The following is a 22,438-nucleotide window of genomic DNA, read 5'->3' as shown; positions in this document are numbered from 1 at the left end:
GCGTCAGCCACCTGCCAGCCGAACGGTGTAGCCGCGACGCTCGAGTTCCGATTTGAGCGTGTCGCGATGGTCGCCCTGAATCTCGAGCACGCCCTCCTTGAGCGCGCCACCGCTGCCGCAGCGCTTCTTCAGGGCCTGCAGCAGAGGCTTGAGTGCTTCTTCCCGCAGCGGTACGCCGTCAATGACGGTCACCCCCTTGCCCTTGCGGCCCGACTTTTCACGCCGGAGGCGTACGATGCCGTCCAGCCGGGCCAGCCGTTCATCCTCGACATCATGGTCAGGGAGCTGCTGTTTGCGCAGATCACCCTGTTCGGTGGAGTACACCTGACGACTCAGTTGGTCACGCAACGATGACATGATGGCTCTCCAAGGCGTTGCGATGTGATAAAAGCGGGTACAGAGGCCTGCCAGGGTGGTGCGCCATTTTCGGGCAGTACCACCATGGCCCGAACAGAACCCATTGCAACAGGGTATTCGATCCTTGCAGCCGTTTGAAATGGGGCATGATAAGAAGCCGTCGACTGCCGGATTACACGACCGGGCCCATCTTGCCGACGGTAGCCGCCGCGTCGATACCAATTATTATTCAGGGGAATCGTCTGTCATGTTTCGTTCTGCTTCAATGGCGCTGGCTGGCGCACTGCTGCTGTCGACCGGGGTGAGTGCCCAGGCGGCCGATCACTGGTCGGTGGGGGCCCAGGCCGGCACCACCGGCTTCGGCGGAAGCGTCAGCTGGCGCTTCAGTGACCATTTCGCACTGACCGCCGGTTACAGCGGCTTCAACTACGACAATCTCGATTACAGCAACGATGACGTCGATTATGACGGTGAAATCGACTCCGACATCTACAGCCTCAAGCTGGATTACTTCCCCTGGGCCGGCGGTTTCTTCCTGTCGGCCGGGGCCGTGCGTCCGGACGTTCAGCTGAAGGCCACGGGAACCTATGACGGGGCGCCGGACTCGGTCCGGTTTGGCGGCAATACCTACAGCACCGAGGATCTGGGGCGTCTTGAGGGCCGTGCCGAGCTCTCCGACAGCGTCGAACCCTATCTGGGGCTGGGCTGGCGCAACAGCAGCCGGTCGGGGCTGGGCTTCTTCGCCGAGGCCGGGGCCTTCTGGATCGATCCGGACGTGTCCCTCACGCCGCGGGGCAGTGCCACCTCCGATCCGGCTGTCCAGGCCGAGCTGCGTCGTGAAGCCGACCGGCAGGAAGACGATATCCGCGATGATCTGAACAAGTATCATATCTATCCGGTCGCCGTGATCGGGATCGAATACACCTTCTGAATCGGCCTTGCTGGCCGGCTCCGCCTCCAGAGCGCCCTTTCCGGGGCGCTTTTTTTGTTTCACGGGTGGTTGGGCTGCTTATAAATAAGATTCGATTTTTATACCCTGTAGATTCCATAATGGATTTTTCTTGAACACTCGTTAAAATAAAGCGAGGATAGTGGCGGTCGCGCTGAGCCGGCATCGCTGGCGCCCGTTGTCAGGGAGACCGCTCCCGGCGATATCCGGCGCATCAGGCGGCCCGTGCTGGATCCCGCATGCGGTGATCCAGGCGTTTTCATTTCACTTCTTGAACCATCAGGAATCCCATGAGCGCACAAACCGACAACGACACCGCATCGCGGGATCGGCTCAATCCGGTGGTCTTCTACGGCTCGGTCATCGGGATTGTTGTCTTCTCGCTGTGGACGATGATCGACACCGAGCGGGCCAACACCGTCATCAACGCCGTGCTGGGGTGGATCGCCCATACCTTCGGCTGGTACTACTTCCTCACGGTCGTCATCTATCTCGCCTTCGTGATATTCATCGGCCTCTCCCGCTTCGGCAAGATCCGGCTGGGGCCTGAACACGCCCGTCCCGACTTCAATATCTTCTCCTGGTCGGCGATGCTGTTTTCCGCCGGCATCGGGATCGGCGTGATCTTCTTTGCGCTGGCCGAACCGCTGACCCAGTTCTACAACGCGCCCGATGCGCCGGAGAATCAGGTCGCGGCTGCCCGTCATGCCATGCAGCTGACCTTCCTTCACTGGGGGCTCTCGGGCTGGGGGATCTATACCCTGGTGGGGATGTCGCTGGCCTTCTTCAGCTATCGGCATAACCTGCCGCTGACCATCAGCAGCGCGCTGTATCCCATCTTCGGCAAACGCATCTACGGGCCCATCGGCCATGCGGTCGATATTGCCGCGGTGCTGGGCACCGTCTTCGGGATCGCCGCCAGCCTCGGCATCGGGGTGATTCAGCTCAACTATGGGCTGAACTTCATGTTCGGCATTACCGAGAGTGCCTGGACCCAGACCATTCTGGTGCTGATGATCGTCGTCTTTGCCACCATTTCCGCCGTTACCGGGGTGGAAAAGGGCATCCGGCGTCTCTCCGAGTTCAATATCCTGCTGGCGGTAGCGCTTCTGCTGTTCGTGCTGTTTGCCGGCAAGACGATCTTTTTGCTCAATGCGCTGGTGATGAACGTCGGTGACTATCTGGCCGGTTTTGTCGCCATGTCGTTCGATACCTACGCCTTCGATCCGCCCACCAGCTGGCTCAATGCCTGGACGCTGTTCTTCTGGGCGTGGTGGATTGCCTGGGGGCCGTTCGTGGGGCTGTTCCTGGCGCGCATCTCGCGCGGGCGCACCATTCGTACCTTCGTGGCCGGTACCCTGACCCTGCCGATCGCCTTCATGATGATCTGGATGTCGCTGCTGGGTAACAGCGCCATCGACATGGCCATGAATGGCGCGACCGATTTCGGTCAGCAGGTCATGGAGACGCCGCCAGCCGGTATCTATCTGTTCCTGCAGGAGTATCCGTTCCCGATCGTGACCACCATTGCAGTCAGTATCCTGGCGATCGTGTTCTTCGTGACCTCGGGGGATTCCGGCGCGCTGGTACTGTCGAACTTCACCTCGATCCTGAAGAACGTCAACAGTGACGCACCGATCTGGATGCGCATCCTGTGGTCGGCCGTGATCGGCGTACTGACCCTGGCGCTGCTGCTGGCCGGCGGCCTCTCCGCCCTGCAGAGTGCGGTGGTGATCACCGGGCTGCCCTTCTCGGTGGTGCTGTTCTTCATGATTGCGGGGCTCTACAAGGCGCTCAAGGTCGAGGCCTTCAAGGAGGACAGCCATCGTCTCAGCCTGGCCGGTCATCTTTCCGGCCGGACCGGCGGCGGCAGCGAGCGCGGCAGCAATCGCAGCTGGCAGCAGCGGCTCAAGCGCGCCATGAGCTTCCCCGATCTCAAGCAGTCGAAACGCTTTCTCGCGGAGACGGTGCAACCGGCGATGGAGTCGGTCAGCCAGGAGATCGAGGCGCAGGGGGTACAGGTCGAGATCAATCAGGGCATCCAGAACGAGTCGCACTACATCTCGCTCAACGTGCAGCTCGACGAGGAGCAGAACTTCACCTACCAGGTGTGGACCTGCCGCTACGGAACGCCCTCGTTTGCGATGCGCACGCCCCATGCCTCATCGCAGTACTACCGGCTCGAGGTGCATCTGCTCGAGGGCAGCCAGGGGTATGATCTGATGGGCTACAGCCGCGAACAGGTGATCGAGGACATTCTCGATCAGTACGAGCGGCACCTGCACTTTCTGCATCTCAACCGGCAGGAGCCCGGTAGCGTCAACATGCCGGACAGTCCCGAGCAGCCCCCTGCCTGAGACACTTGAGCAGCGAACGTTGCTGAGACGGAAACCCCGGTCGCAATACGCGACCGGGGTTTTTCGTGGTCATGGCGCTGTGATCATGGATCCGGGGTCATGAAAGGGCGCGACGGCCGTTACATAGGCGGCACCGTGCCGTCCAGACCGACAATGACTACCTTCGCCGGGATGGGTGACTGGTTCATGTCACCGGCAACAAAGACGGCCTGGCCGGTGGAGAGATCCTCCATGGTGGCCTGCTGTGCCTTCACGGTAGGCACATTGCGCGGCACGCGAATCTGCTTGCTGCCGTCGCCGTAATCCACCGTCAGCGTCATCGTGCCGTTGCTGCTGTCGGTGCCGCTGACGGTGCCATTGGTCATGGTGGAACCGCCGCTGGCGCCCCCCAGCTTTTTGCTGCCGCCGGTATCGGTCACGGTGCCGTTGGTCATGGAGGAGTTACCCCCGGCGCCTCCCAGCTTTTCGCCATCTTCGCTACCGGTCACGGTGCCATTGGTCATGGTGGAACTGCTGCCGGCCCCGCCCAGCCGGTCGCCGGCGTTGCTGCCGGCAGAGGCGCCGCGTGGCATGTCCCAGGGGTAGTTGCCCAGTCCGGTGCCCTTCATCGATTCGGGGAAGATCACCATTTCCAGCGCCCGCGAGGCCTGGCCATCGTTGCCGGGCACATTGGCCGTGCCGATGAAGGTGCCCTCGCTGATCTCGTCGAGGCTGGCGCGTCTGACGGCGGAGAAGCGCGTGCTGTCGCTGACCGCGATGCGGTGGGTTTCACCATTTTGGTTGCTGCGTACGGTAAAGCCGTCATCCGAGATTTCGGTGATGGTGCCGCGCAGATTGCTGGGCGTCTGGGCCTGGTCGTCGGCGGCCAGCGCCGTTCCGGCCGAGAGTGCCCCCGCCAGGGCGACGGCAGAGGCGAGCAGGGTAGTGCGAAAGGCAGTGCCAGTCATATCGTGCAGTCCGTTTTCAGTGGATGAAGGCTGACGCCTCCGGGTTTGCCGGTTGGCGCTTGAATCCCCTTCAGTTCAGCCTGGCGCAGGCGTTTGTCAACGCGGATCCCCGGGGCATCGACCAAAGCCGCAGCGTCAGACGCCGGCGTACCAGGTGTAGCCGCGATCCTCCCAGTAGCCGCCCCGGCCGCCCTGGATGTCGTCGAGATGTTCGACCAGCGTGATGCCGCGCAGATACTTGGCCATCTTGTAGCCCAGCTGGCGCTCCACCCGCAGTCGCAGCGGCGCGCCGTTGGCAACGGGCACCGTCTCGCCGTTGAGTGAATGGGCCAGAATGGTCTGGGGGTGGCGGGCAGCGACCATGTCGAGGCTCTCGTAATAGAAGTCGCGGCCATTGAGCTGATCCATGCAGTGAAAGACCACATAGCGGGCCTCGGGGCGTACGCCGGCACGCTGGAGCACATCCTCCAGCACCGGGCCGCTCCACTGGCCGATGACACTCCAGCCCTCGACGCAGTCGTGGCGGGTGATCTGGGTACGGGCCGGCATGCTGCGCAGCTCAGTCAGGCTCAGGCTCAGCGGCTGCGCCACCAGTCCGTCGATGTCGAGGCGCCAGTCGGCAAAGTCACTGGCGAGATGGCGCTGATAGAGCCCGGTCTGCGGGTTGGTGGAGCCATTGGGCCGAAAGACCGGCGAGATCATCGAGGCGGGATACTCGGGGGCCAGGGCGTCGCTCCCCGCCAGCAGCCGCTGGGTTTTCATGTTGAGGGCCTGACCGCTCTCGAGCAGTCGGGTCATCGTCTCGCTCTGCGACAGCCGGTCACAGCCGCCCAGGGTAACCGCAGCGGCCCCCAGCGCCGCGCGCTGCAGCAGCATGCGCCGACTCAGGCGGCGATCATCGCGATCACTCATGGGGCACCTCCGGATGGCCGTCGGTTCGACGCGACCCGTGCCGCTCCGGCGCCCGTCCGGTGATCATGCCCCGCAGCTGGCGCAGCGGGTGGGTAAGCAGTACCAGCAGTACATGCACGATGACAAACAGCACCAGCGAGCCGGCGATGATGAAATGCAGCGAGCGGGCGCTCTGACGCCCCCCGAACAGATCCAGCAGCCAGGGGGCAGCTGCATTGACGGTGGGCGACATGCACAGGCCGGTCACGATCATCAGCGGCAGGGCCGCGAAGATGACGCCGGCGTAGCTGAGCTTCTGCAGGCTGTTGTACTTGCCCGCATGATCGTGAAAGCGGAATTTCAGATGATTGAGCATGTCGCGGCCGAGCCCCCGCCACTCGCGGCCGGCGGGCCACAGATCCCGTCGCAGGTGCCCGCTGATCACGGCATGGAGCACGAAGAGCGCGCCGCTGACGGCAAACAGCCAGCCGAAGAAGAAGTGCCACAGCCGCCCCATGGAGAGAAACTGATGGCTCGGCAGGGTGGCCCAGGCAGGAAAGCCGCGCACCGTCTGCTGGCCATTGATGCTGGAGTAGCCCAGCACGCCGGTGGTCTCGAACTGCCAGGGGCCGAGCGCCGTCACCCCTTCGATTGCGCCATCGGATGCGCGGATGGCGTACATCTCAAGCCAGGGATCGTCGAAATTGGAAACGCTGCCCCAGTAGAGCGCCGGATGGGCATTGAAGATCTGCAGCCCGCTCATCAGCAGCACGACCAGACACCACAGGTTGAACCAGTGCCAGAGGCGGACCGGCAGGGCGTGGCGTCTGACCGGGCGGGAGGAAGGCGGGGCGGTACTGGCTGCACGCATGCCGGCACTCACATGAAATGAAAGACATCCCCGAGTGTAGTCCAGCACATCCCGAACGGGGCCCGCCCGCCGGCCCCCTTTTCGTCGAAGGTATCGCGGCTTGCGGGCCGCGACCCCGCTCACACCGTCACGATGATCTTGCCGATCTGGCTGTTGGATTCCATGTAGCGATGGGCCTCGGCCATCTCCTCGAGCGGGAAGCTGCGGGCGATGATTGGCGCAAGCTGACCGCTGGCCAGACCCGCGTGGATGAAATCGCGTGCGCGCTGCATCCGCTGCGGATCGCCGGTGACCTCGAACAGCTGATAGCCGCGAATGGTCAGATCCTTGCCCAGCAGCTCCATGACCGGAATGGTCAGGTCATCGGTTTCCAGGGCGCCGTACTGGAAGAAGAAGCCACCGAATTTCAGCGTCTTCAGGATATTGCGGACTTTCCGGCCGCCGACCGGATCGAAGGCCACCCGGGCGCCCTCTCCGGCAGTAATGCGCTCGACCGCCTCGATCAGATCCTGTTCCTCGGTTGCGATGACGTGCTGCGCTCCGGCATCGAGCAGGGCCTGACGCTTGCTGTCGGTGCGTGTCAGGGCCACCGGAATGGCGCCGATCTGATTGGCGATCTGGATGGCCGCCAGCCCCACACTGCTGGACGCCGCCCGGATCAGTACCGTGTCGCCCGGCTGCAGGTCGGCAATATCGATCAGCGCGCCATAGGCCGTGGTATACATCATCCAGGCGGCAGCGGCCTGCTCGAAGGAGAGGTTGGCCGGGTGTCTGACCACGGCGTGCACCGGGGCGTTGACGAGTTCGCCATGCACGCCGTAATCGGCAAACGAGAAGGCCGGAATGACACTGACGGCATCGCCGATGGCAAATTCGCTGACGCCTTCCCCCACGGCTTCAACGGTGCCGGCCGCTTCATAACCGATCACGGCAGGGAATTCCGGCTGTACCAGATACTGGCCGGTGCGGTACATGACCTCGGCCCGGTTGATGCCGAGGGCCCGGGGTCGGATCTGCACCTCCCCGGGCCCGGGGGGCGCGACGCTCACCTCCTCGAGGCGAAGAACGTCGGGACCGCCCAGTTCGTGAAAGCGAACGATACGTGACATGTGTGTGCCTTCCTGTAGTCCGTTAGCCCGCTAACAGCATGGCGGCCGGATGTCATCCCGTCAATGTGTTCGCGGCGTCACTCGTCGGCCTCCGGCCACAGCGCCATCTGCTGCCCCGGCGGGGCGAAGCGCGAGCAGTCCAGGGCGTGCTCCTGGCGGCGCCGGTTGAGGCCGAGCCTTCGAATGGCAAGACGGAAACGCTGGGCCAGCAGGTCGGCGAAGGGCCCGTTACCGCGCAGGCGGTGGCCGAAACGGCTGTCGTAGTCACGCCCGCCGCGGGACTGGCGGATCAGGCTCATGACATGGCCGGCCCGCTCGGGGAAGTGCTCGGCGAGCCAGCTTTCGAACAGCGGGCGTACCTCATGGGGCAGGCGCAGAAAGGTATAGCCGGCACTGGTGGCACCGGCGTTGCGGCCGGCTTCGAGCAGGCGTTCCAGCTCCATGTCGTTGATCATCGGGATCATCGGCGCGGTGATGATGCCGACCGGTATGCCGTGTGCGCTGAGCGTCTCGATGATGCGCAGCCGCCCCTGCGGTGAGGCCGCCCGGGGTTCCATCAGGCGCTTGAGCTCGCGATCCAGGGTGGTAAAGCTGATGAATACCCGCACCAGGCGCTGCTCGGCAAGCCGACCGAGCAGATCGAGATCGCGCAGTACCAGCGTGCTGCGGGTGGTGAGGGTCGCCGGGTGGCGGTGGGCGAGCAGCACCTCCAGCACGCCCCGGGTCAGCCGGTGTTCGCGCTCGATCGGCTGGTAGGGGTCGGTATTGGCCCCGATGGCGATCGGCTGACACTGATAGCCGGGCTGCTGCAGTTCGCGAGCGAGCTGTTCGGCCAGGTTGGTACGCGCGATCAGCCGGGTTTCGAAGTCGAGTCCCGGCGAGAAGTCCCAGTACGCATGGCTGGGGCGGGCAAAGCAGTAGATGCAGCCGTGCTCGCAGCCGCGATAGGGGTTGAGTGAACGCGCGAAGGGAATGTCCGGTGAGTCGTTGCGCGAGATTGCCGAGCGGCTCTGTTCGCAGCGCACCTCGGTGGCGCGGGTCGGCTCGCTCTCCTCCTGCCACCAGCCATCGTCGACGGCATCGATCCGGATGCGTTCGAAACGGTGGTGCGGATTGTGACTGGCACCCCGGCCACGAAGGGATGAAGCGGACATGACGACGCTCCCGATAACTGTATTTGCATACAGTATACTGGGCGCGTCGGGTTGACCAGTCCGGCGCCGGTTACAGGCTGTAGGCCACCCATCTGGGCTGATCGGCATGCCGTTCGAGGCTGGTCAGTCGACTCAGCTCACTGGTATAGAGCGTGACAAAACCACCCGCGCCCAGACGCGTCGCCAGGGCGCGCGCCAGATACGGGGCATGCCGGCGAGCCTGCTCGTCATCGTTGAAGTAGTGCGCAAGCCAGGTCACCGCAAAGCGCTCGGCGTCACGGGCGTTGGCGGTATCCTCGAGCAGGTCGTCACGCAGCGCAAGCGACACCGGCGTGGCAGCCGCGCCGCTGAATTCCGCCAGACACAGGCAGCGACCGCCGGAGCGCACGGCGTGATAGCGGAGCGCTTCGCTCCGGCGGGGCGCCGGGGCCCGCTGCGGACGCTCGGCAGAGGCGTCGGTGAACGAGGAGAGCAGCGTCGCGGTATAGCGCGACAGCCGGGGCATGAAAGTGGCCAGTGACATGAGCGGTAACCTCCTGACGGGAACGCCATCTACGACCTTGGTCGATATAGACCAAAGTCTAACCCTGTTCCGTCGGGATGTGAAGCGCCAGGGCCTGCGGCCTCCTCTCAGCCGGGCCAGCGGGTGGCATCGATCTCGATCAGCCAGGGGGCATCCTGGCGTTCGGCCGCGGTCGACAGCGTGGCGGCCAGCTCTCCGGGCGTGGCGAGCTGCTGCCAGTGGCAGCCGAAACCGGCGGCAATCGCCGCGAAGTCCGGTGCCACGGGATCGACCCCCAGACGCGGGACATCGGCCGCGTCCATGGCGTGGCGAATCTCTTCGTAACCGGCGTTGTGCCAGACAATCACGATCAGCGGGAGGTGTTCATCCCGGGCGGTGGCGAGCTCGGCGAGGGTGAACATCAGCCCGCCATCGCCGACCAGGGCCACCACCGGCGGCGGCGCACCGTCGGGCTGGCGGGGTGCACCGAGCGCGGCGCCGATGGCGGCCGGCAGGGCGTAGCCGAGGGCGCCGTAGCCGGTCGAGGCATTGAACCAGCGTCGCACCTGCCCGCGCCGGGCGAGATGGTTACCGGCATAGACCGGGGCCGTGGAATCACCCACCACGATGGCTTCCGGCAGCAGCCGATCCAGCATCTCGAACAGCGGCACGAAGGGCGCCATGTCGGCCCGTTCGGCCAGCGCCAGCTGCCCGTGCAGGGAGGCGACCGTAGCGGCGCCGGCGTGGTGACCCTGTTCGAGCCGGGGCAGCAGGGCGCGCAGGGCACCGCCGGCCTCGGCCACCATCGCCAGGGCCGGGCGATGGCTGGTGCTCAGGGCCTCGGCGTCGATATCGACGCGGATCAGCCGGCCGGTGAGCCGAAAGCCCTCATCGAAGGTCACGTCGTAATCGGTTTCGCCGAGCTCGGTGCCGATCGCCAGAATGACATCGGCACGGGCGGCATGCTCGCGCACCGCCGGCCAGGTGGCATTGGCACCCAGATCGAGGGGATGCGCGCGGCCCAGCAGGCCGCGCGCGTTGATGGTGGTGAGGGTCGGGGCATCAAGCCGCTCGGCCAGCCGCCGCGCCGTGTCGGGATCGTGGAGGGCACCGCCGCCCAGTAGCAGCAGCGGCCGGTCGGCCGCGTTGAGCCACTGTGCGGCCTGCTCGATGGCGGCCGGATCGGCGCCCGGCGGATGAAAAACCGGCAGCGGCCCGGCAGCGGGCAGCGGGCACTCGGCGGCGAACAGGTCGCGGGGAATCTCGATATGCACCGGCCGCGGCCGGCAGGTGGCGAACACGGCGAAGGCACGATCGAGCACGGCGGGCAGGTTGGCCGGCTCCAGCAGGGTATGGCTGAAGGCGCACAGCCCGCTCATGCTCTGCTGCTGCGAGGGCAGCTCGTGCAGGCGCCCCTCCTGCATGCCGAGTTCACGCCGCCGGTTGACGCTGGAGATCACCAGCATCGGGACGCTGTCGGCATAAGCCTGGGCCATGGCGGTGGCGATGTTGGTCATCCCCGGTCCGGTGATGATGAAACAGGCGGCCGGCCGCCCGCTGGCGCGGGCATGGCCGTCGGCCATGAAGCCGGCCCCCTGCTCGTGGCGCGGGGTGACGTGACGCAGCCGGCTGCCTGCCAGGCCGCGATAGAGCTCGATGGTATGGACGCCGGGAATGCCGAACACGGTCTCGAGGCCGCGCGCCTCGAGGGCCGTGACCAGCCAGTGGGCGAGGGTGGTCATGTCAGGCCCCTCCCGTGCGGCTGGCGGTCGCTGGCGTGGCATGCGACTGCGGGCGCAGCAGGCTGCCGGCCACGAATACCAGCAGGCTGGCGATCAGACCGGCATAGATCGGCGAGTTGGCCAGCAGGCCGTCCTTGAGCATGAAGACTACCACCGCCAGCGTGCCGGCGATCATGGCGCCGATGGCGCCGGCGTTGGAGGCCCGCTTCCAGAACATGGCGCCGATGATCGGTACCAGCATGCCGCCGACCAGCAGGTTGTAGGCGATGGTCAGGGCGCCGATGACATCATCCACCAGCAGCGACAGCAGGATGGTCACCACGCCGATCGCCAGGGTGCAGAGCCGATGGCTGGCAAGCCGCTCGACCGGCCGGCCGCCGTTGACGGCCGGCAGCAGATCGCGGGTCAGCAGCGTCGAGGCCGCCAGCGTGCCAGCGCTGGAGGTCGACATCATCGCCGCCATGGCCGCGGCAATGATCAGTCCGCGGACACCGTCGGGCAGTGCCAGCTGGGCCACCGCAGCGAAGGCGTTGTTGGCGTCGTCGAGATTCGGCAGCAGCACGCTGGCGGCAACCCCCACCAGTGCGCCGAGCACGCCATAGGCGATACAGTAGAGCCCGGCGGCCGTGCCGGCCACCCGGGCCACCCCGCTCGAGCGGGCTGTAAAGACCCGCTGCCAGATGTCCTGGCCGATGAGAATGCCGAGAAAATAGATCACGAAGTAGGTGATGATGGTGTTCCAGCCGATGCCGGTCAGCGAGAAGTGCCCCGGCTCGGCCTTTGCCATCAGCGCCGACCAGCCGCCGGCATAGTGCACCGTCAGTGGCAGCATCAGTGCCACCATGCCCACTGTCATCACCAGAAACTGGATGATGTCGGTCAGCGTCAGCGACCACATGCCGCCGATGGTGGAGTAGATCACCACGATGGTGCCGCCGATCAGAATGCCCACCCAGGAGGGCACCGAGAACAGTACCGTCACCAGGGTGCCGATGGCGATGGTCGAGGTGACGGCGATCATCAGGTCATAGGCGAGCATGACCGCCGAGCTGACCGTCTTCGCCGCCGGGGTATAGCGCCGCTCCAGCAGCTGGGTGACGGTATAGAGCTTCAGCTTCGCCAGTGGTCTGGCCAGCGCCAGACTGAGCACGATCAGTCCCAGACCGAGCGCGGCGCACAGCCACATGCCCGACAGCCCGTAGGTGTAGCCGAGCTTGACGGTACCCACGGTGGAGGCCCCGCCGAGTACCACCGCCGAGAGGGTGCCGATATAGAGCCCCGGCCCCAGCCGGCGGCCGGCGACCAGATAATCCTCCTGGTTGGTAGCGCGTTTCATGCCCCACCAGCCCAGGCAGAGCATGCCCAGCGCATAAAGGGCGATTACCAGCAGATCGAGCCACATGAGTGCTATCTCCTTCCGCCCCCGGGGGCGGGTGATTGTTGTTGTCCGTCAGGCAGGGCGGCATGATGGCCGGGCCACTGCCTCCCGGCGGTCATTCAGGAACACCATTGCCGGTGCTGATCGGCAATCAGCGTCAGGGCGGCCTGCCAGGCGAGCCTGTTGATTTCAGCCTCGCTGTCGCTGTCAAACTGCGCTGCGGTATGCTGCCTTGTCGCTTCGTCGGGATAATGCAGCGGCCGGCCTCCGGACAGTGCCTGGATCTGCGCCTGGCAGGCGCGTTCGAGGAAGTAGATGTCCATGAAGGCCTCGGGGACATCCCGCCCGCCGACCAGCAGACCGTGATTGCGCAGGATCATGGCGCGATGCCGGCCCAGATCGGCAACCAGGCGTTCCCGTTCGGCGAGGTCCAGGGCGATGCCCTCATACTCGTGATAGGCGAGATGGCCGTAAAACCTGAGCGCATGCTGGGTAATGGGCAGCAGTCCCTCCTGCTGTGCCGCGACTGCCATGCCGGCTGCCGTATGGGTATGAATGACACAGCTGAGCTCCGGGCGTGCCATGTGCACTGCCGAATGGATGACAAAGCCTGCCGTATTGACGTGCCCCTCGGGGTTGAGACGATCCACGACGCTGCCCTTGTGATCGATGCGTACCAGGTCAGAGGCGCGCATGCATTCGAAGGGGATGCCGTAGTGGTTGATCAGGAAATGATCCTGCCCATCGGGAATCCGCAGGGTCAGATGGGTATCGATCAGATCGGTCATGCGGTAGTACGCGATCAGCCGATAGAGCGCGGCAAGTTCGCAGCGCGCCTGCCACTCGATGTCATCGATCTGCCCGGCATATTCTGCAGGCAGCGGGGCATGGGCGAGTGTGGTCATGAGGAACTCCTGTCCGAATTCGGCCGGGCCTTGCCCGTATTGTTGTCATTGAGTTCGGCAATGCCGCGGGCTGGCATCAGCGATAGCGCACGCCAGGCAGCACGCAGAGCATCTCGAACAGCAGGTTGGCGGCGACGACCGCGGTCTGGCCGTGGGCATCATAGGGCGGGGAGACCTCGACCAGATCGCAGCCGACCAGGTCCAGCCCGCGCAGCCCGCGAATGATCTCCAGTGCCTGGGGGATGGTCAGGCCGCCGATCTCTACCGTGCCGGTGCCCGGGGCGTAGGCCGGATCGAGGCTGTCGATGTCGTAGCTGAGATAGACCGGGCCACCGCCGACCTTCTCCCGGATGTCCGCCATCAGCGGTGTCAGCGATTGGTGCCAGCACTCCTCGGCCGGCACCACGCGAAAGCCCTGCTCGCGTCCCCAGTCGAACTCCTCGGGCGAGTAGCCGGTGCCGCGCAGGCCGATCTGGGCCACCCGGTTCGTATCCAGCAGCCCCTCTTCGACGGCACGCCGGAACGGGGTGCCGTGGGCAATCTGTTCGCCGAACATGTGCTCGTTGATGTCGGCATGGGCATCGACGTGCACCAGCCCCACCGGGCCGTGTCGCTTCGCCATCGCCCGCAGGATCGGCAGGGTGAGGGTGTGATCGCCGCCGAGCGTCAGCGGCAGGGTGCCGTGGCCGAGCAGCTCATCATAAAAGCGCTCGATGATGCCGACACTCTTCTTGAGATCGAAGGTATTGATCGGGACATCGCCGATATCGGCGACCTGCAGGCTCTCGAAGGGGGCTGCCCGGGTGGCCATGTTGAACGGGCGCAGCATGCGCGACTCATCCCGGATCTGACGGGGACCGAAGCGGGTGCCGGGGCGGTTGGAGGTCCCGATGTCCATGGGAATGCCGACGAAGGCGGCATCGAGCCCGGCCGCGCTCTCCTGGGTCGGCAGGCGCATCATGGTGGCAGGGCCGCCGAATCGGGGCATCGCGTTGCCGCCCAGCGGCTGATTGAAATCTCGGGTTGTCATTGTCGAACTCTCCACGATGAGCACGGCAACTTACCGAGCAGGAAATGTGCCAACTGCGATGTCATGGCAGATCAATGACTTGCCGACCGGCGTGATACAGCGCTGTATCGGTGGCGGCCAAACTGTGATTCAGTGATGCATGAGTGATACAGAACTGAATCGATCCAACCGCGATGCCCGGGAGGCGATCGCCATGACGGCTCATCCACACCGGCTGACGCCGGCGACCGAGCACATCGACAGCGCCCTGCTGACCACGCTGCTGGCCACCACCCATGACCATCTGCTGATTACCGATGGCGAGGGTCGCATCCTGCGGGCCAGCCCCAGCTGCGGGGCGGTCTATGGCCTGACGGTCGAGGCCCTGTGCGAGACCACGGTGGCCGAGCTCGAGCGCCGGGGTGTGCTCGCCCCTTCGGTGACGCTGCGGGTGCTCGCGACCCGCTGCCCGCAGCGGGTGATGCAGACCACCCCCACCGGGCGGCAGGTACTGGCCGAGGCGCATCCGGTGTTCATCGGCGATGAGCTGGTACGCATCATCAGCCGGTCGCGGGATACCACCGACCTGCGCCATCTGCAGGAGGAGTATGTGCAGCTGACCCGGCACCTGAGCGCTCAGCTCAGGCACTCCGGCGACACCGCCGACGAGGCGGACCCGGGCTTCGAGGCGCACAGCCGGGCGATGCAGGAGGTGCGCGGCCTGCTGCGCCGGGTCGCCGATACCGATGCCACGGTACTGCTGCTGGGGGAGTCCGGGGTCGGCAAGACCCTGCTGGCCCGCCAGCTGCATCGCTGGAGCAGCCGGCGTGACGGCCCCTTCATCGATATCAACTGCGGGGCGATTCCCGAGGGGCTGTTCGAGGCGGAGATGTTCGGCTCGATGCCGGGGGCCTTCAGCGGTGCGCCGCCGCGCGGCCGGCCGGGGCTGCTGGAGCAGGCCGAGGGTGGCACCCTGTTGCTCGACGAGATCGGGGAACTGCCGCTGGGGGACACCCAGCCGCGCCGGCTCGATTTTCGTCTGATCGTCGCCACTCATCAGGATCTGGCCAGCCGGGTCGAGGCGGGCAGCTTCCGGCTCGATCTGTTCTACCGGCTCAACGTGGTGCCGGTGTCGATTCCGCCGCTGCGCGAGCGCCGCGAGGAGATTCCGGCACTGGTGGAGCGCCACATGAGCCGGCTCGGCGAGCGCTACGGGGAGACCCGGGTGGTCGACGAGTCGCTGTGGGGGTATCTGATGGGCCATGACTGGCCGGGCAATGTGCGTGAGCTGGAGAACTTCCTCGAGCGTCGGTGGCTGGCCGGCAGTGACACGCCGGGCCGAATCGGGGAAACCGGCACGGCTGCGCCCGCGGATGACACTGTCTCGGGGGCGGAGCCGATGCCGCCCACCCTGGCCGAGGCGCTGGCGCGCACCGAGCGGGCGTGTCTGGAGCAGGCCGCCCGTGACGCCGGGAGCACCTATGAAGTGGCGCGTCGGCTGGGCATCAGCCAGCCCGGTGCGGTGCGCAAGCTGAGAAAACACGGTATAAAGCTGACCGGACATCACGCATGAGCATCGGGGAGGGCGGGAGCATGGGAACGAGGCGCAACCGGCGCACCGGCAGGGTCGTGATCACGGCGGCGCTGCTGCTGGCGCTGGCGGGCTGTCAGAGCGTGCAGCGTCAGATCGGCGAGTGGCTGCCGGGCGAGGAGAAACCTGCCGGTCCGGTGGTCAGGCGTCAGGTGCCGTTTCCGGCCGAGACCTACGCCGCGCTGCCGAAAAGCGGGACCGCCGCGGTCATGGGGCGGCTGTTCTATCAGCGTCCCGAAGGGGGCACCGTATACGGCGATCATGAGCAGGTCTCGATTGCCCCGGTCACCGAGTACTCCGCCGAAGCGGCCAGTGAGGCGCTGGCCGGTCGCCGGGTCGAGCCCGCCGACCCGCGCGCACGGGCCCATACCCATACGACGACCACCGACAGTCGCGGCTATTTCAGCGCCAGCGGTATTCCGGCCGGGGAGTTTTATGTTGCCGGTACGGTCGCGCTGCCGGATGGGGGCCGCAGTCCCTTCATTCTCAAGCAGATCAGGGTGGGCGAGGGGAGTACGGTCGAGGTGGAGCTGAGCCGCTGATAGTGGTGATGCCATGAAAAAACGGGCGCCTGGTGGCGCCCGTTTGCTGTTACCGGTAAATCGAGTCCGGTTCAGCTCTTTCTCGACAGCGTGTTCAGCGCATCGTTGAGAATCCGGCTCGGCCGCATTGCCTGGCTGGCCAGCTCATGATCGGGATGATAGTACCCCTGGATCTCCACCGACTGACCCTGCACGCCGTTGAGCTCCTCGACGATGGCGGCTTCGTTGTCGCTCAGCGTCTGTGCCAGCTCACCGAACAGCGACTTGAGCTCGCTGTCCTCATCCTGCTCGGCCAGCGCCTGCGCCCAGTAGAGCGCGAGATAGAAGTGGCTGCCGCGGTTGTCGAGCTCGCCAACCTTGCGTTTGGGCGACTTGTCGCTGGCGAGGAATGCGCTGTTGGCCTGATCCAGCGTGGTCGCCAGAATGCGTGCGCGGGCATTGTCGAAGGTCTTGCCGAGATGCTCCAGCGAGGCTGCCAGCGCGAGGAATTCGCCCAGCGAGTCCCAGCGCAGGTGGTTCTCGTCGAGCAGCTGCTGGACGTGCTTCGGCGCGCTGCCGCCGGCACCGGTCTCGAACAGCCCGCCGCCATTCATCAGCGGCACGATGGAGAGCATCTTGGCGCTGGTGCCGAGCTCCATGATCGGGAACAGGTCGGTCAGGTAGTCGCGCAGCACGTTGCCGGTCACCGAGATGGTGTCCTCGCCGCGGCGGGTACGGGCCAGCGTCTCCCGCATCGCCTCGTTCGGCGCCATGATGCGGATGTCCAGGCCACTGGTGTCATGCTCCTTCAGATAGCGCTCGACCTTGCCGATCAGCTGCGCATCGTGGGCGCGCTCGCGATCGAGCCAGAAGATGGCCGGGGTGGCGCTGTCGCGGGCACGGTTGACCGCCAGCTTGACCCAGTCCTGAATCGCCGCGTCCTTCGTCTGGCACATGCGCCAGATGTCGCCGCGTTCCACCTCGTGTTCGAACAGCAGCTGACCATTGGCGTCGGTCACACGCATGGTGCCATCGCTCGGGATGTGGAAGGTCTTGTCGTGAGAGCCATACTCTTCGGCCTTCTGTGCCATCAGCCCGACGTTGGGGACGCTGCCCATGGTGGTGGGGTCGAAGGCGCCGTTGGCCCTGCAGTCCTCGATCACGGTCTGATAGATGCCGGCATAGCAGCGATCCGGGATTACCGCCTTGGCATCGTGGCGAGCGTCGTCGGCGCCCCACATCTGCCCGGAGTCACGGATCATCGCCGGCATCGAGGCGTCGATGATGACGTCGCTGGGCACGTGCAGGTTGGTGATGCCCTTGTGGGAATCGACCATCGCCAGCGGCGGACGCTCCTTGTAGAGCGCGTCGATATCGGACTTGATCTCCTCCTGCTGCTCCTGCGGCAGCGAGCCGATCACCGAATAGAGCTCACCGACGCCGCTGTTGGGGTCGAAGCCGAGCGTCTTCAGGGTGTCTTCGTGCTTCTCCAGCACCTCCCGGTAGAACTCGCTGACCACGGTGCCGAAGATGATCGGGTCGGAGACCTTCATCATGGTCGCCTTGAGGTGCAGCGAGAACAGGATGTTCTGCTCCCGGGCGTCCCTGATCTCGCCACCGATGAACTTGCGCAGCTGGCGCTCGCTCATGCGGGCACCATCGATCACTTCGCCCTCGGTCACGGCCACTTCCTTGAGCAGGGTGGTGGTGCCGTCCTTCGTGGCCAGCTCGATCTTCACCGCGCCGGGGCGGTCGATCACCGCGGACTGCTCGCTGCCGTAGAAGTCGCCTTCGCTCATGTGGGCGACATGCGACTTCGAATCGCTCGACCACTGCCCCATGCGGTGCGGATACTTCTTCGCATAGTTCTTGACCGACTGCGGCGCGCGGCGGTCGGAGTTGCCCTCGCGCAGCACCGGATTGACCGCACTGCCCTTGACCCGGTCATAGCGGGCGCGCACTTCCTTCTCGGCGTCGCCGGCCGGCTCTTCCGGATAGTCCGGCAGGTTGTAGCCCTGTCCCTGCAGCTCCCGGATGGCGGCCTTGAGCTGGGGGACCGAGGCGCTGATGTTGGGCAGCTTGATGATGTTGGCCTCGGGCTGCTGGGTCATTTCCCCCAGCTCGGCGAGATGATCGGCGATCTGCTGATCGCTGCTCAGGTAGTCCGGAAACTGGGCGATGATCCGGCCGGCCAGCGAGATATCCCGCGTTTCCACGGTGATTCCGGCCGAGTCGGTAAAGGCGTCGATGATCGGCAGCAGGGAGTGGGTGGCCAGCGCAGGGGCCTCGTCGGTAAGCGTATAGATGATCTTCGGTGTTTCGGACATCGTGGCGTCAACCTCTCTTGTCACTGCGTTGGCATGAATCCTGAGCGGCAGGAACCGGACTGTCAGGATAGGAGATGTCAGGCGGATCGGCCGGCCATTCCGGCCCCCTGTCGGCAATCGCATGATCTGGCTGGAGTATAACAGCGTACCCGGGGGCCCTTATGCAAGGGCGCGGCCCGCCGGAGGGCGACGTGACCCGCTTTCTTATGCTTATTTCGAACATAAGGGGGCTGCGCTATGCTGACCGCGCCAATGATCAGGGGTCGGGAGCCGAACAATGAAAACGAGTCGCTGGATTCACGCCATCTGGGTACTGGTGGCGCTCTGCTATCTGCTGCCCTTCGGGCCACTGCGCCAGGTGCAGGCCTGGTATGGCAGCTTGCTGCTCTGGGCGGTCATCGGGGGGCTGGTGATCGTCATCAATGCGCTGGCCACCCGCGGCTTCACGGCCGCCGACCGGGAGGGGGGTGATGAGTGACACACTGATCTGGGGCGCCATTGCGGTCTATCTGCTGGCCGCCCTCGTCACCGCCTGGCGCTCGCGCACGGGGGCGGCCCGGGACATGAGCGGCTACTTCCTCGGCCACCGTCGCATGGGCGGGTTCGTTTCGGCGCTGAGCTACAGCGCCACCACCTACAGTGCCTTCATGATGGTGGGGCTGGCCGGGCTGACCTATGCCGGGGGCGTCGGCGCCTTCGGCTTCGAGATCGTCTACTTCGCCGGGGTCTCGCTGGTGGCGATCTTCGGGCCGCGCTTCTGGGCGGTCGGGCGCCGCTTCGGTTTCATTACCCCCAGCGAGATGCTCGGTCACCGCTACGAAAGCGGCGCGGTGGCGGTGGTGGTGGCGCTGACCAGCTGCCTTTTCTTGATCCCCTACGCGGCGGTACAGCTCGCCGGCGTCGGCTATCTGCTCTCCGGCATGAGCGATGGGGCGATCCCGTTCACCACCGGCGTCATCGTGGCCACCCTGCTGGCGCTGGTGTTCAGCTGGATCTCGGGCATCCGCTCGGTGATGTGGACCGATGCCCTGCAGGCCCTGTTCATGATCGTCGCCTCGACCCTGGTGGCACTGCTGGTGGTTCGGGGGCTGGGCGGCTTCGGCACGCTGTTTGATACCCTGGCCGACCGGCATCCGCAGGCCCTGAGCGTGCCCGGCAGCGGCCTGTTCAGTCTGACCACCTTTCTCGGCCTGACCATTCCCTGGTTCTTCTTCTCGCTCTCCAATCCCCAGGTCAGCCAGCGCCTGTTCATGCCCGTGTCGCTGGCGGCGATGCGACGCATGCTGCTGGGCTTCATGGTCTTCGGCTTCATCTACACGCTGGTCTCGGTGCTGTGGGGCTTCTCCGCGCTGGTGGCCTTTCCCGGACTCGAGACGGCCGATCTCGCCACCCCCACCCTGCTGGCCTCCACCCATGTGCCGCCCCTGCTGGGCGTGATCGTGATGGTGGGGATCCTGGCGGCGGCGGTCTCCACCATCGATTCGATCATGCTGACCCTCTCCTCGATGATCGCCCGCGATGTCTATGCCCGCACGCGGCCGGGCGCCAGCGAGCGCGCCCAGCTGCGCTGCGGCATCGGGGTGATTCCGCTGATTGCCCTGCTGGCGCTGGCCTTTGCCGAACTGCAGCTCGATCTGATCGCGGTGCTGTCGGTGGCGGCCTCCGCCGGGCTGGTGGTGATCGTGCCGGCGATCGTCGGCGCCTTCTTCTGGCATCAGGGCACTGCCGCCGGGGCGCTGGTCAGCATTCTCGGCGCCGGCAGCTGTGTATTGCTGAGCCAGTTCAGCGGTTTTCACCCGCTGGGTCTGCCCCCGGGGATCTGGGGCATCGGGCTTGCGGGGGGCCTTTTCGTGGGCGTGAGTCTGGTGACCCGGGCGGGCGCCGAGCGCGCCGACGAATTCATGCGGGCCGCGGTCGGCAACTGACATTTCGAGACAAATTGCTACTTGTCCGGGGGTATGGCGGATCACCATGGTGACAGGGTATTCATCAAGCAGGAGCGCTTATGAAACGCATGACGACATGGATCGCCCCCGCCATTCTGGCACTGGCCACCACGCCGGTGCTGGCCGCCGACAGTTCGTCCGGTGATCAAATGGGCCAGTCGGACAGCGACATGAACTCGGGTCAGCAGACCGAACAGCAGCGCGATCAGCGCAGCATGTCCAACGAGATGCAGGGCGACAACCGCCAGTCGCACAGCGGCTCGAGCAATATCGGCCGTGAGGAGTCTGCCTCGGGCAGCCAGAGCCGACAGACGCAGACCGGTCGTGACAGCAGCTCCGAGGGCATGCAGTCGAACGGCTCTGCCACGTCGCAGTCCGGCGGCATGAAAGACCAGATGAAGCAGAAGGCGGCCGACAAGGCCAAGCGCGAGATCGATCGCAAGGCCGGCACCGGGTCCGGTGGTTCCGGTCAATAAGGGCGTCTCCGGAGGCCCTGCGCTTTTCGACACCCCCGCCCTGCGGGGGTGTTGTCATGTCCGTCCGAGGGCTGCGCGCCAGCACTCCTCCGGGGCCGCATCATCGCCCGGCAGTGATTCATCAACGGGCTGGCAGCGCGGCGCCATGCAAGACCCTCGCCTCCTCCCGGGGAGGCTTTTTTGTACGCATGGCTGGCCCTGACGGCAGAAATCGTCCACTTTCCCCCATTCTCTGCACTGCACTCAAACCGGGGGGAAGGCGAGCATGGAACGGCAGGACTGGCGGCAACGCCTGGGCGAGCGTCTGAGTCAATGGATGGACGACCCCCGGGCCTACTGGGGGCTCTTTCTGGCTTCGATCATGGAGACCCTGCTCATTCCGGTCCCGATCGAAACCATTCTGGTGCCCTGGATGGTAGCCCGTCCGCGCAGGATCTGGCGGCTGGCGCTGGTGGCGCTGCTGGGCAACCTGGCCGCGGCCTGTATCGGTTACGGGCTGGGCGCCTGGGCGATGAATCAGTTCGGTGACCAGCTGATTCAGCTGTTCGGGGGGCAGGCCGCCTTCGATCAGTTCGATCAGCGCTTCAGCAACAACGGCTTTCTGGCGGTGCTGTCGATTGCCATCATTCCGGTGCCGTTCCAGATTGCCATGCTGGTGGCCGGCAGTACCGGCTACTCCTTCCTGCTGTTTCTGCTCGCCTCGCTGCTGGCGCGCAGCGTGCGCTATTTCGGGCTGGCGCTGCTGGTTCACTTCGTCGGCGATCGCGCACGCGAGATCTGGCGTCGCCATGAACGGGTGATGAAGATCGTGCTGGCGGTCGTGGTCGTGGGTTATCTGCTCTACAAGCTGGTCGGCTGGTGGACGGGCAGTGGTGCCTGAGTGCCTGGCAGACGTTTTCCTTTCGCACCTGCAAACGGGAAAAATTGTCATTTGGCTGCGATCAGCGCTTAAAGTGCGCCAAAGTATCGGGTGTTGGCGTTTTTCGAAAGATCAGGGATAATGCGCGCATGTCATCTGATGCGCCCCTTTTCGAGCGCGGGAGAATCACCATGCACCACGCCGCCCAGCTTCGTTTCGGTTTCGAGAACATCCGCCATGATGATCTGGAAAACGATACCGTCGTGTTTGCCGAGCCGGTCATGGTGACCCTCAACGGTCGCCCCCATCAGCTGCTGGATCCCATGACCGACCATCAGCGGGCACGGATCCTGTCCATTCGCGAGGCCATGCTGGACCAGCCCTTCCCCTGGTGCCCGCTCAGTCATCAGCAGTGCCCGCTGCGTCATCTCACCTTCGGACGGGCGGCCTGAGCCCGGCCCCGGTATCTCCCTGCCCCGGCTGATCGCTTGCCGGCGCAGCCTCTGACAGGGCCGCTCCGGCGGACCTGTTACACCTTGGTCGTGTC

21 protein-coding genes are annotated in these 22,438 nt (G+C 65.3%); 9 read left to right on the top strand and 12 right to left on the bottom strand.

The features are described 5' to 3' along the window. Positions 1-3 precede the first annotated feature (3 nt). A complete protein-coding gene (locus C7446_RS09110; protein ID WP_121172801.1) occupies positions 4-357 on the bottom strand; it encodes a translation initiation factor in 354 nt (117 codons plus the stop codon). Positions 358-604: 247 nt separating this feature from the next. Here C7446_RS09110 and C7446_RS09105 point away from each other — a divergent pair, with 247 nt between their 5' ends. Both C7446_RS09105 and betT read left to right on the top strand, forming a co-directional pair. Continuing rightward, positions 605-1,288 carry a hypothetical protein gene (locus C7446_RS09105; protein WP_121172800.1) on the top strand — a complete coding sequence of 228 codons (684 nt, stop codon included), beginning with the start codon at positions 605-607 and terminating at the stop codon, positions 1,286-1,288. Positions 1,289-1,596: 308 nt separating this feature from the next. Continuing rightward, the gene (betT, locus tag C7446_RS09100; protein ID WP_121172799.1) at positions 1,597-3,663 is read left to right on the top strand and encodes a choline BCCT transporter BetT; all 2,067 of its coding nucleotides are present in this window, start codon (positions 1,597-1,599) and stop codon (positions 3,661-3,663) included. 119 nt (positions 3,664-3,782) lie between these two features. Here the strand turns inward: betT and C7446_RS09095 are convergent, their stop codons facing one another. The 10 genes from C7446_RS09095 to speB form a co-directional block, all read right to left on the bottom strand. Further along, positions 3,783-4,610: a hypothetical protein gene (locus C7446_RS09095; protein ID WP_121172798.1), complete on the bottom strand. Its 828-nt coding sequence runs from the start codon at positions 4,608-4,610 to the stop codon at positions 3,783-3,785. A gap of 135 nt (positions 4,611-4,745) precedes the next feature. Further along, a complete protein-coding gene (locus C7446_RS09090; RefSeq protein WP_121172797.1) occupies positions 4,746-5,522 on the bottom strand; it encodes a molybdopterin-binding protein in 777 nt (258 codons plus the stop codon). Next, a complete protein-coding gene (locus C7446_RS09085) occupies positions 5,515-6,372 on the bottom strand; it encodes a cytochrome b/b6 domain-containing protein (RefSeq protein WP_121172796.1) in 858 nt (285 codons plus the stop codon). Before C7446_RS09085 ends, C7446_RS09090 begins: the two co-directional genes overlap by 8 nt. A gap of 119 nt (positions 6,373-6,491) precedes the next feature. Further along, positions 6,492-7,481, bottom strand: coding sequence for a zinc-dependent alcohol dehydrogenase family protein (locus tag C7446_RS09080; protein ID WP_121172795.1), 990 nt, complete (start codon positions 7,479-7,481; stop codon positions 6,492-6,494). Between the two features lie 77 nt (positions 7,482-7,558). After that, positions 7,559-8,635, bottom strand: a complete 1,077-nt coding sequence (locus C7446_RS09075) for a PA0069 family radical SAM protein (protein WP_121172794.1) — start codon at positions 8,633-8,635, stop codon at positions 7,559-7,561. 70 nt (positions 8,636-8,705) lie between these two features. After that, positions 8,706-9,158 carry a hypothetical protein gene (locus C7446_RS09070; RefSeq protein ID WP_121172793.1) on the bottom strand — a complete coding sequence of 151 codons (453 nt, stop codon included), beginning with the start codon at positions 9,156-9,158 and terminating at the stop codon, positions 8,706-8,708. A 107-nt stretch (positions 9,159-9,265) separates the two neighbouring features. Beyond that, positions 9,266-10,879, bottom strand: a complete 1,614-nt coding sequence (locus tag C7446_RS09065; RefSeq protein ID WP_121172792.1) for a 5-guanidino-2-oxopentanoate decarboxylase — start codon at positions 10,877-10,879, stop codon at positions 9,266-9,268. A 1-nt stretch (position 10,880) separates the two neighbouring features. After that, the gene (locus C7446_RS09060; protein WP_121172791.1) at positions 10,881-12,281 is read right to left on the bottom strand and encodes a sodium:solute symporter family protein; all 1,401 of its coding nucleotides are present in this window, start codon (positions 12,279-12,281) and stop codon (positions 10,881-10,883) included. 95 nt (positions 12,282-12,376) lie between these two features. Beyond that, positions 12,377-13,162 carry a class II aldolase/adducin family protein gene (locus C7446_RS09055; protein ID WP_121172790.1) on the bottom strand — a complete coding sequence of 262 codons (786 nt, stop codon included), beginning with the start codon at positions 13,160-13,162 and terminating at the stop codon, positions 12,377-12,379. A 76-nt stretch (positions 13,163-13,238) separates the two neighbouring features. Further along, the gene (speB, locus tag C7446_RS09050; RefSeq protein WP_121172789.1) at positions 13,239-14,192 is read right to left on the bottom strand and encodes an agmatinase; all 954 of its coding nucleotides are present in this window, start codon (positions 14,190-14,192) and stop codon (positions 13,239-13,241) included. A 139-nt stretch (positions 14,193-14,331) separates the two neighbouring features. Here speB and C7446_RS09045 point away from each other — a divergent pair, with 139 nt between their 5' ends. Together C7446_RS09045 and C7446_RS09040 are read left to right on the top strand one after the other, a co-directional pair. Then, the gene (locus tag C7446_RS09045; RefSeq protein WP_245977784.1) at positions 14,332-15,744 is read left to right on the top strand and encodes a sigma-54 interaction domain-containing protein; all 1,413 of its coding nucleotides are present in this window, start codon (positions 14,332-14,334) and stop codon (positions 15,742-15,744) included. A gap of 20 nt (positions 15,745-15,764) precedes the next feature. Continuing rightward, entirely contained in the window at positions 15,765-16,304 is a 540-nt protein-coding gene (locus C7446_RS09040) for a carboxypeptidase regulatory-like domain-containing protein (protein ID WP_121173029.1), read from the top strand. 71 nt (positions 16,305-16,375) lie between these two features. On the opposite strand, the gene C7446_RS09035 is transcribed toward C7446_RS09040, so the two are convergent. Further along, a complete protein-coding gene (locus tag C7446_RS09035) occupies positions 16,376-18,610 on the bottom strand; it encodes an NADP-dependent isocitrate dehydrogenase (RefSeq protein WP_121172788.1) in 2,235 nt (744 codons plus the stop codon). A gap of 277 nt (positions 18,611-18,887) precedes the next feature. Here C7446_RS09035 and C7446_RS09030 point away from each other — a divergent pair, with 277 nt between their 5' ends. The 5 genes from C7446_RS09030 (at position 18,888) to C7446_RS09010 (ending at position 22,343) form a co-directional block, all read left to right on the top strand. After that, positions 18,888-19,088, top strand: coding sequence for a hypothetical protein (locus C7446_RS09030; protein ID WP_121172787.1), 201 nt, complete (start codon positions 18,888-18,890; stop codon positions 19,086-19,088). Further along, complete coding sequence (locus tag C7446_RS09025) at positions 19,081-20,535, top strand: sodium:solute symporter family protein (RefSeq protein ID WP_121172786.1); 1,455 nt, start codon at positions 19,081-19,083, stop codon at positions 20,533-20,535. Before C7446_RS09030 ends, C7446_RS09025 begins: the two co-directional genes overlap by 8 nt. A gap of 80 nt (positions 20,536-20,615) precedes the next feature. Beyond that, positions 20,616-21,032 (top strand): hypothetical protein, encoded by a 417-nt coding sequence (locus tag C7446_RS09020; protein ID WP_121172785.1) that lies wholly within the window; start codon positions 20,616-20,618, stop codon positions 21,030-21,032. Between the two features lie 265 nt (positions 21,033-21,297). Continuing rightward, a complete protein-coding gene (locus C7446_RS09015) occupies positions 21,298-21,912 on the top strand; it encodes a YqaA family protein (RefSeq protein ID WP_121172784.1) in 615 nt (204 codons plus the stop codon). Positions 21,913-22,082: 170 nt separating this feature from the next. Continuing rightward, the gene (locus tag C7446_RS09010) at positions 22,083-22,343 is read left to right on the top strand and encodes a hypothetical protein (RefSeq protein WP_121172783.1); all 261 of its coding nucleotides are present in this window, start codon (positions 22,083-22,085) and stop codon (positions 22,341-22,343) included. Positions 22,344-22,438: the final 95 nt, after the last annotated feature.

The organism is Kushneria sinocarnis (assembly GCF_003633775.1).
In the GTDB taxonomy this organism is placed as follows: domain Bacteria; phylum Pseudomonadota; class Gammaproteobacteria; order Pseudomonadales; family Halomonadaceae; genus Kushneria; species Kushneria sinocarnis.
Note: the sequence above shows the minus strand (reverse complement) of the source record. Positions and strands in the feature narration are given on the sequence as shown.

What these genes read in the sequence shown, in the direction of transcription:
- C7446_RS09105 (WP_121172800.1), top strand. Translation starts at nt 605, where the DNA reads ATGTTTCGTTCTGCTTCAATGGCGCTGGCTGGCGCACTGCTGCTGTCG.
- C7446_RS09035 (WP_121172788.1), bottom strand. Translation starts at nt 18,610, where the DNA reads ATGTCCGAAACACCGAAGATCATCTATACGCTTACCGACGAGGCCCCT.
- betT (WP_121172799.1), top strand. Translation starts at nt 1,597, where the DNA reads ATGAGCGCACAAACCGACAACGACACCGCATCGCGGGATCGGCTCAAT.
- C7446_RS09040 (WP_121173029.1), top strand. Translation starts at nt 15,765, where the DNA reads ATGGGAACGAGGCGCAACCGGCGCACCGGCAGGGTCGTGATCACGGCG.
- C7446_RS09060 (WP_121172791.1), bottom strand. Translation starts at nt 12,281, where the DNA reads ATGTGGCTCGATCTGCTGGTAATCGCCCTTTATGCGCTGGGCATGCTC.
- C7446_RS09065 (WP_121172792.1), bottom strand. Translation starts at nt 10,879, where the DNA reads ATGACCACCCTCGCCCACTGGCTGGTCACGGCCCTCGAGGCGCGCGGC.
- C7446_RS09020 (WP_121172785.1), top strand. Translation starts at nt 20,616, where the DNA reads ATGAAACGCATGACGACATGGATCGCCCCCGCCATTCTGGCACTGGCC.
- C7446_RS09095 (WP_121172798.1), bottom strand. Translation starts at nt 4,610, where the DNA reads ATGACTGGCACTGCCTTTCGCACTACCCTGCTCGCCTCTGCCGTCGCC.
- C7446_RS09080 (WP_121172795.1), bottom strand. Translation starts at nt 7,481, where the DNA reads ATGTCACGTATCGTTCGCTTTCACGAACTGGGCGGTCCCGACGTTCTT.
- C7446_RS09090 (WP_121172797.1), bottom strand. Translation starts at nt 5,522, where the DNA reads ATGAGTGATCGCGATGATCGCCGCCTGAGTCGGCGCATGCTGCTGCAG.
- C7446_RS09085 (WP_121172796.1), bottom strand. Translation starts at nt 6,372, where the DNA reads ATGCGTGCAGCCAGTACCGCCCCGCCTTCCTCCCGCCCGGTCAGACGC.
- speB (WP_121172789.1), bottom strand. Translation starts at nt 14,192, where the DNA reads ATGACAACCCGAGATTTCAATCAGCCGCTGGGCGGCAACGCGATGCCC.
- C7446_RS09055 (WP_121172790.1), bottom strand. Translation starts at nt 13,162, where the DNA reads ATGACCACACTCGCCCATGCCCCGCTGCCTGCAGAATATGCCGGGCAG.
- C7446_RS09010 (WP_121172783.1), top strand. Translation starts at nt 22,083, where the DNA reads ATGCACCACGCCGCCCAGCTTCGTTTCGGTTTCGAGAACATCCGCCAT.
- C7446_RS09015 (WP_121172784.1), top strand. Translation starts at nt 21,298, where the DNA reads ATGGAACGGCAGGACTGGCGGCAACGCCTGGGCGAGCGTCTGAGTCAA.
- C7446_RS09030 (WP_121172787.1), top strand. Translation starts at nt 18,888, where the DNA reads ATGAAAACGAGTCGCTGGATTCACGCCATCTGGGTACTGGTGGCGCTC.
- C7446_RS09045 (WP_245977784.1), top strand. Translation starts at nt 14,332, where the DNA reads ATGAGTGATACAGAACTGAATCGATCCAACCGCGATGCCCGGGAGGCG.
- C7446_RS09110 (WP_121172801.1), bottom strand. Translation starts at nt 357, where the DNA reads ATGTCATCGTTGCGTGACCAACTGAGTCGTCAGGTGTACTCCACCGAA.
- C7446_RS09070 (WP_121172793.1), bottom strand. Translation starts at nt 9,158, where the DNA reads ATGTCACTGGCCACTTTCATGCCCCGGCTGTCGCGCTATACCGCGACG.
- C7446_RS09025 (WP_121172786.1), top strand. Translation starts at nt 19,081, where the DNA reads ATGAGTGACACACTGATCTGGGGCGCCATTGCGGTCTATCTGCTGGCC.
- C7446_RS09075 (WP_121172794.1), bottom strand. Translation starts at nt 8,635, where the DNA reads ATGTCCGCTTCATCCCTTCGTGGCCGGGGTGCCAGTCACAATCCGCAC.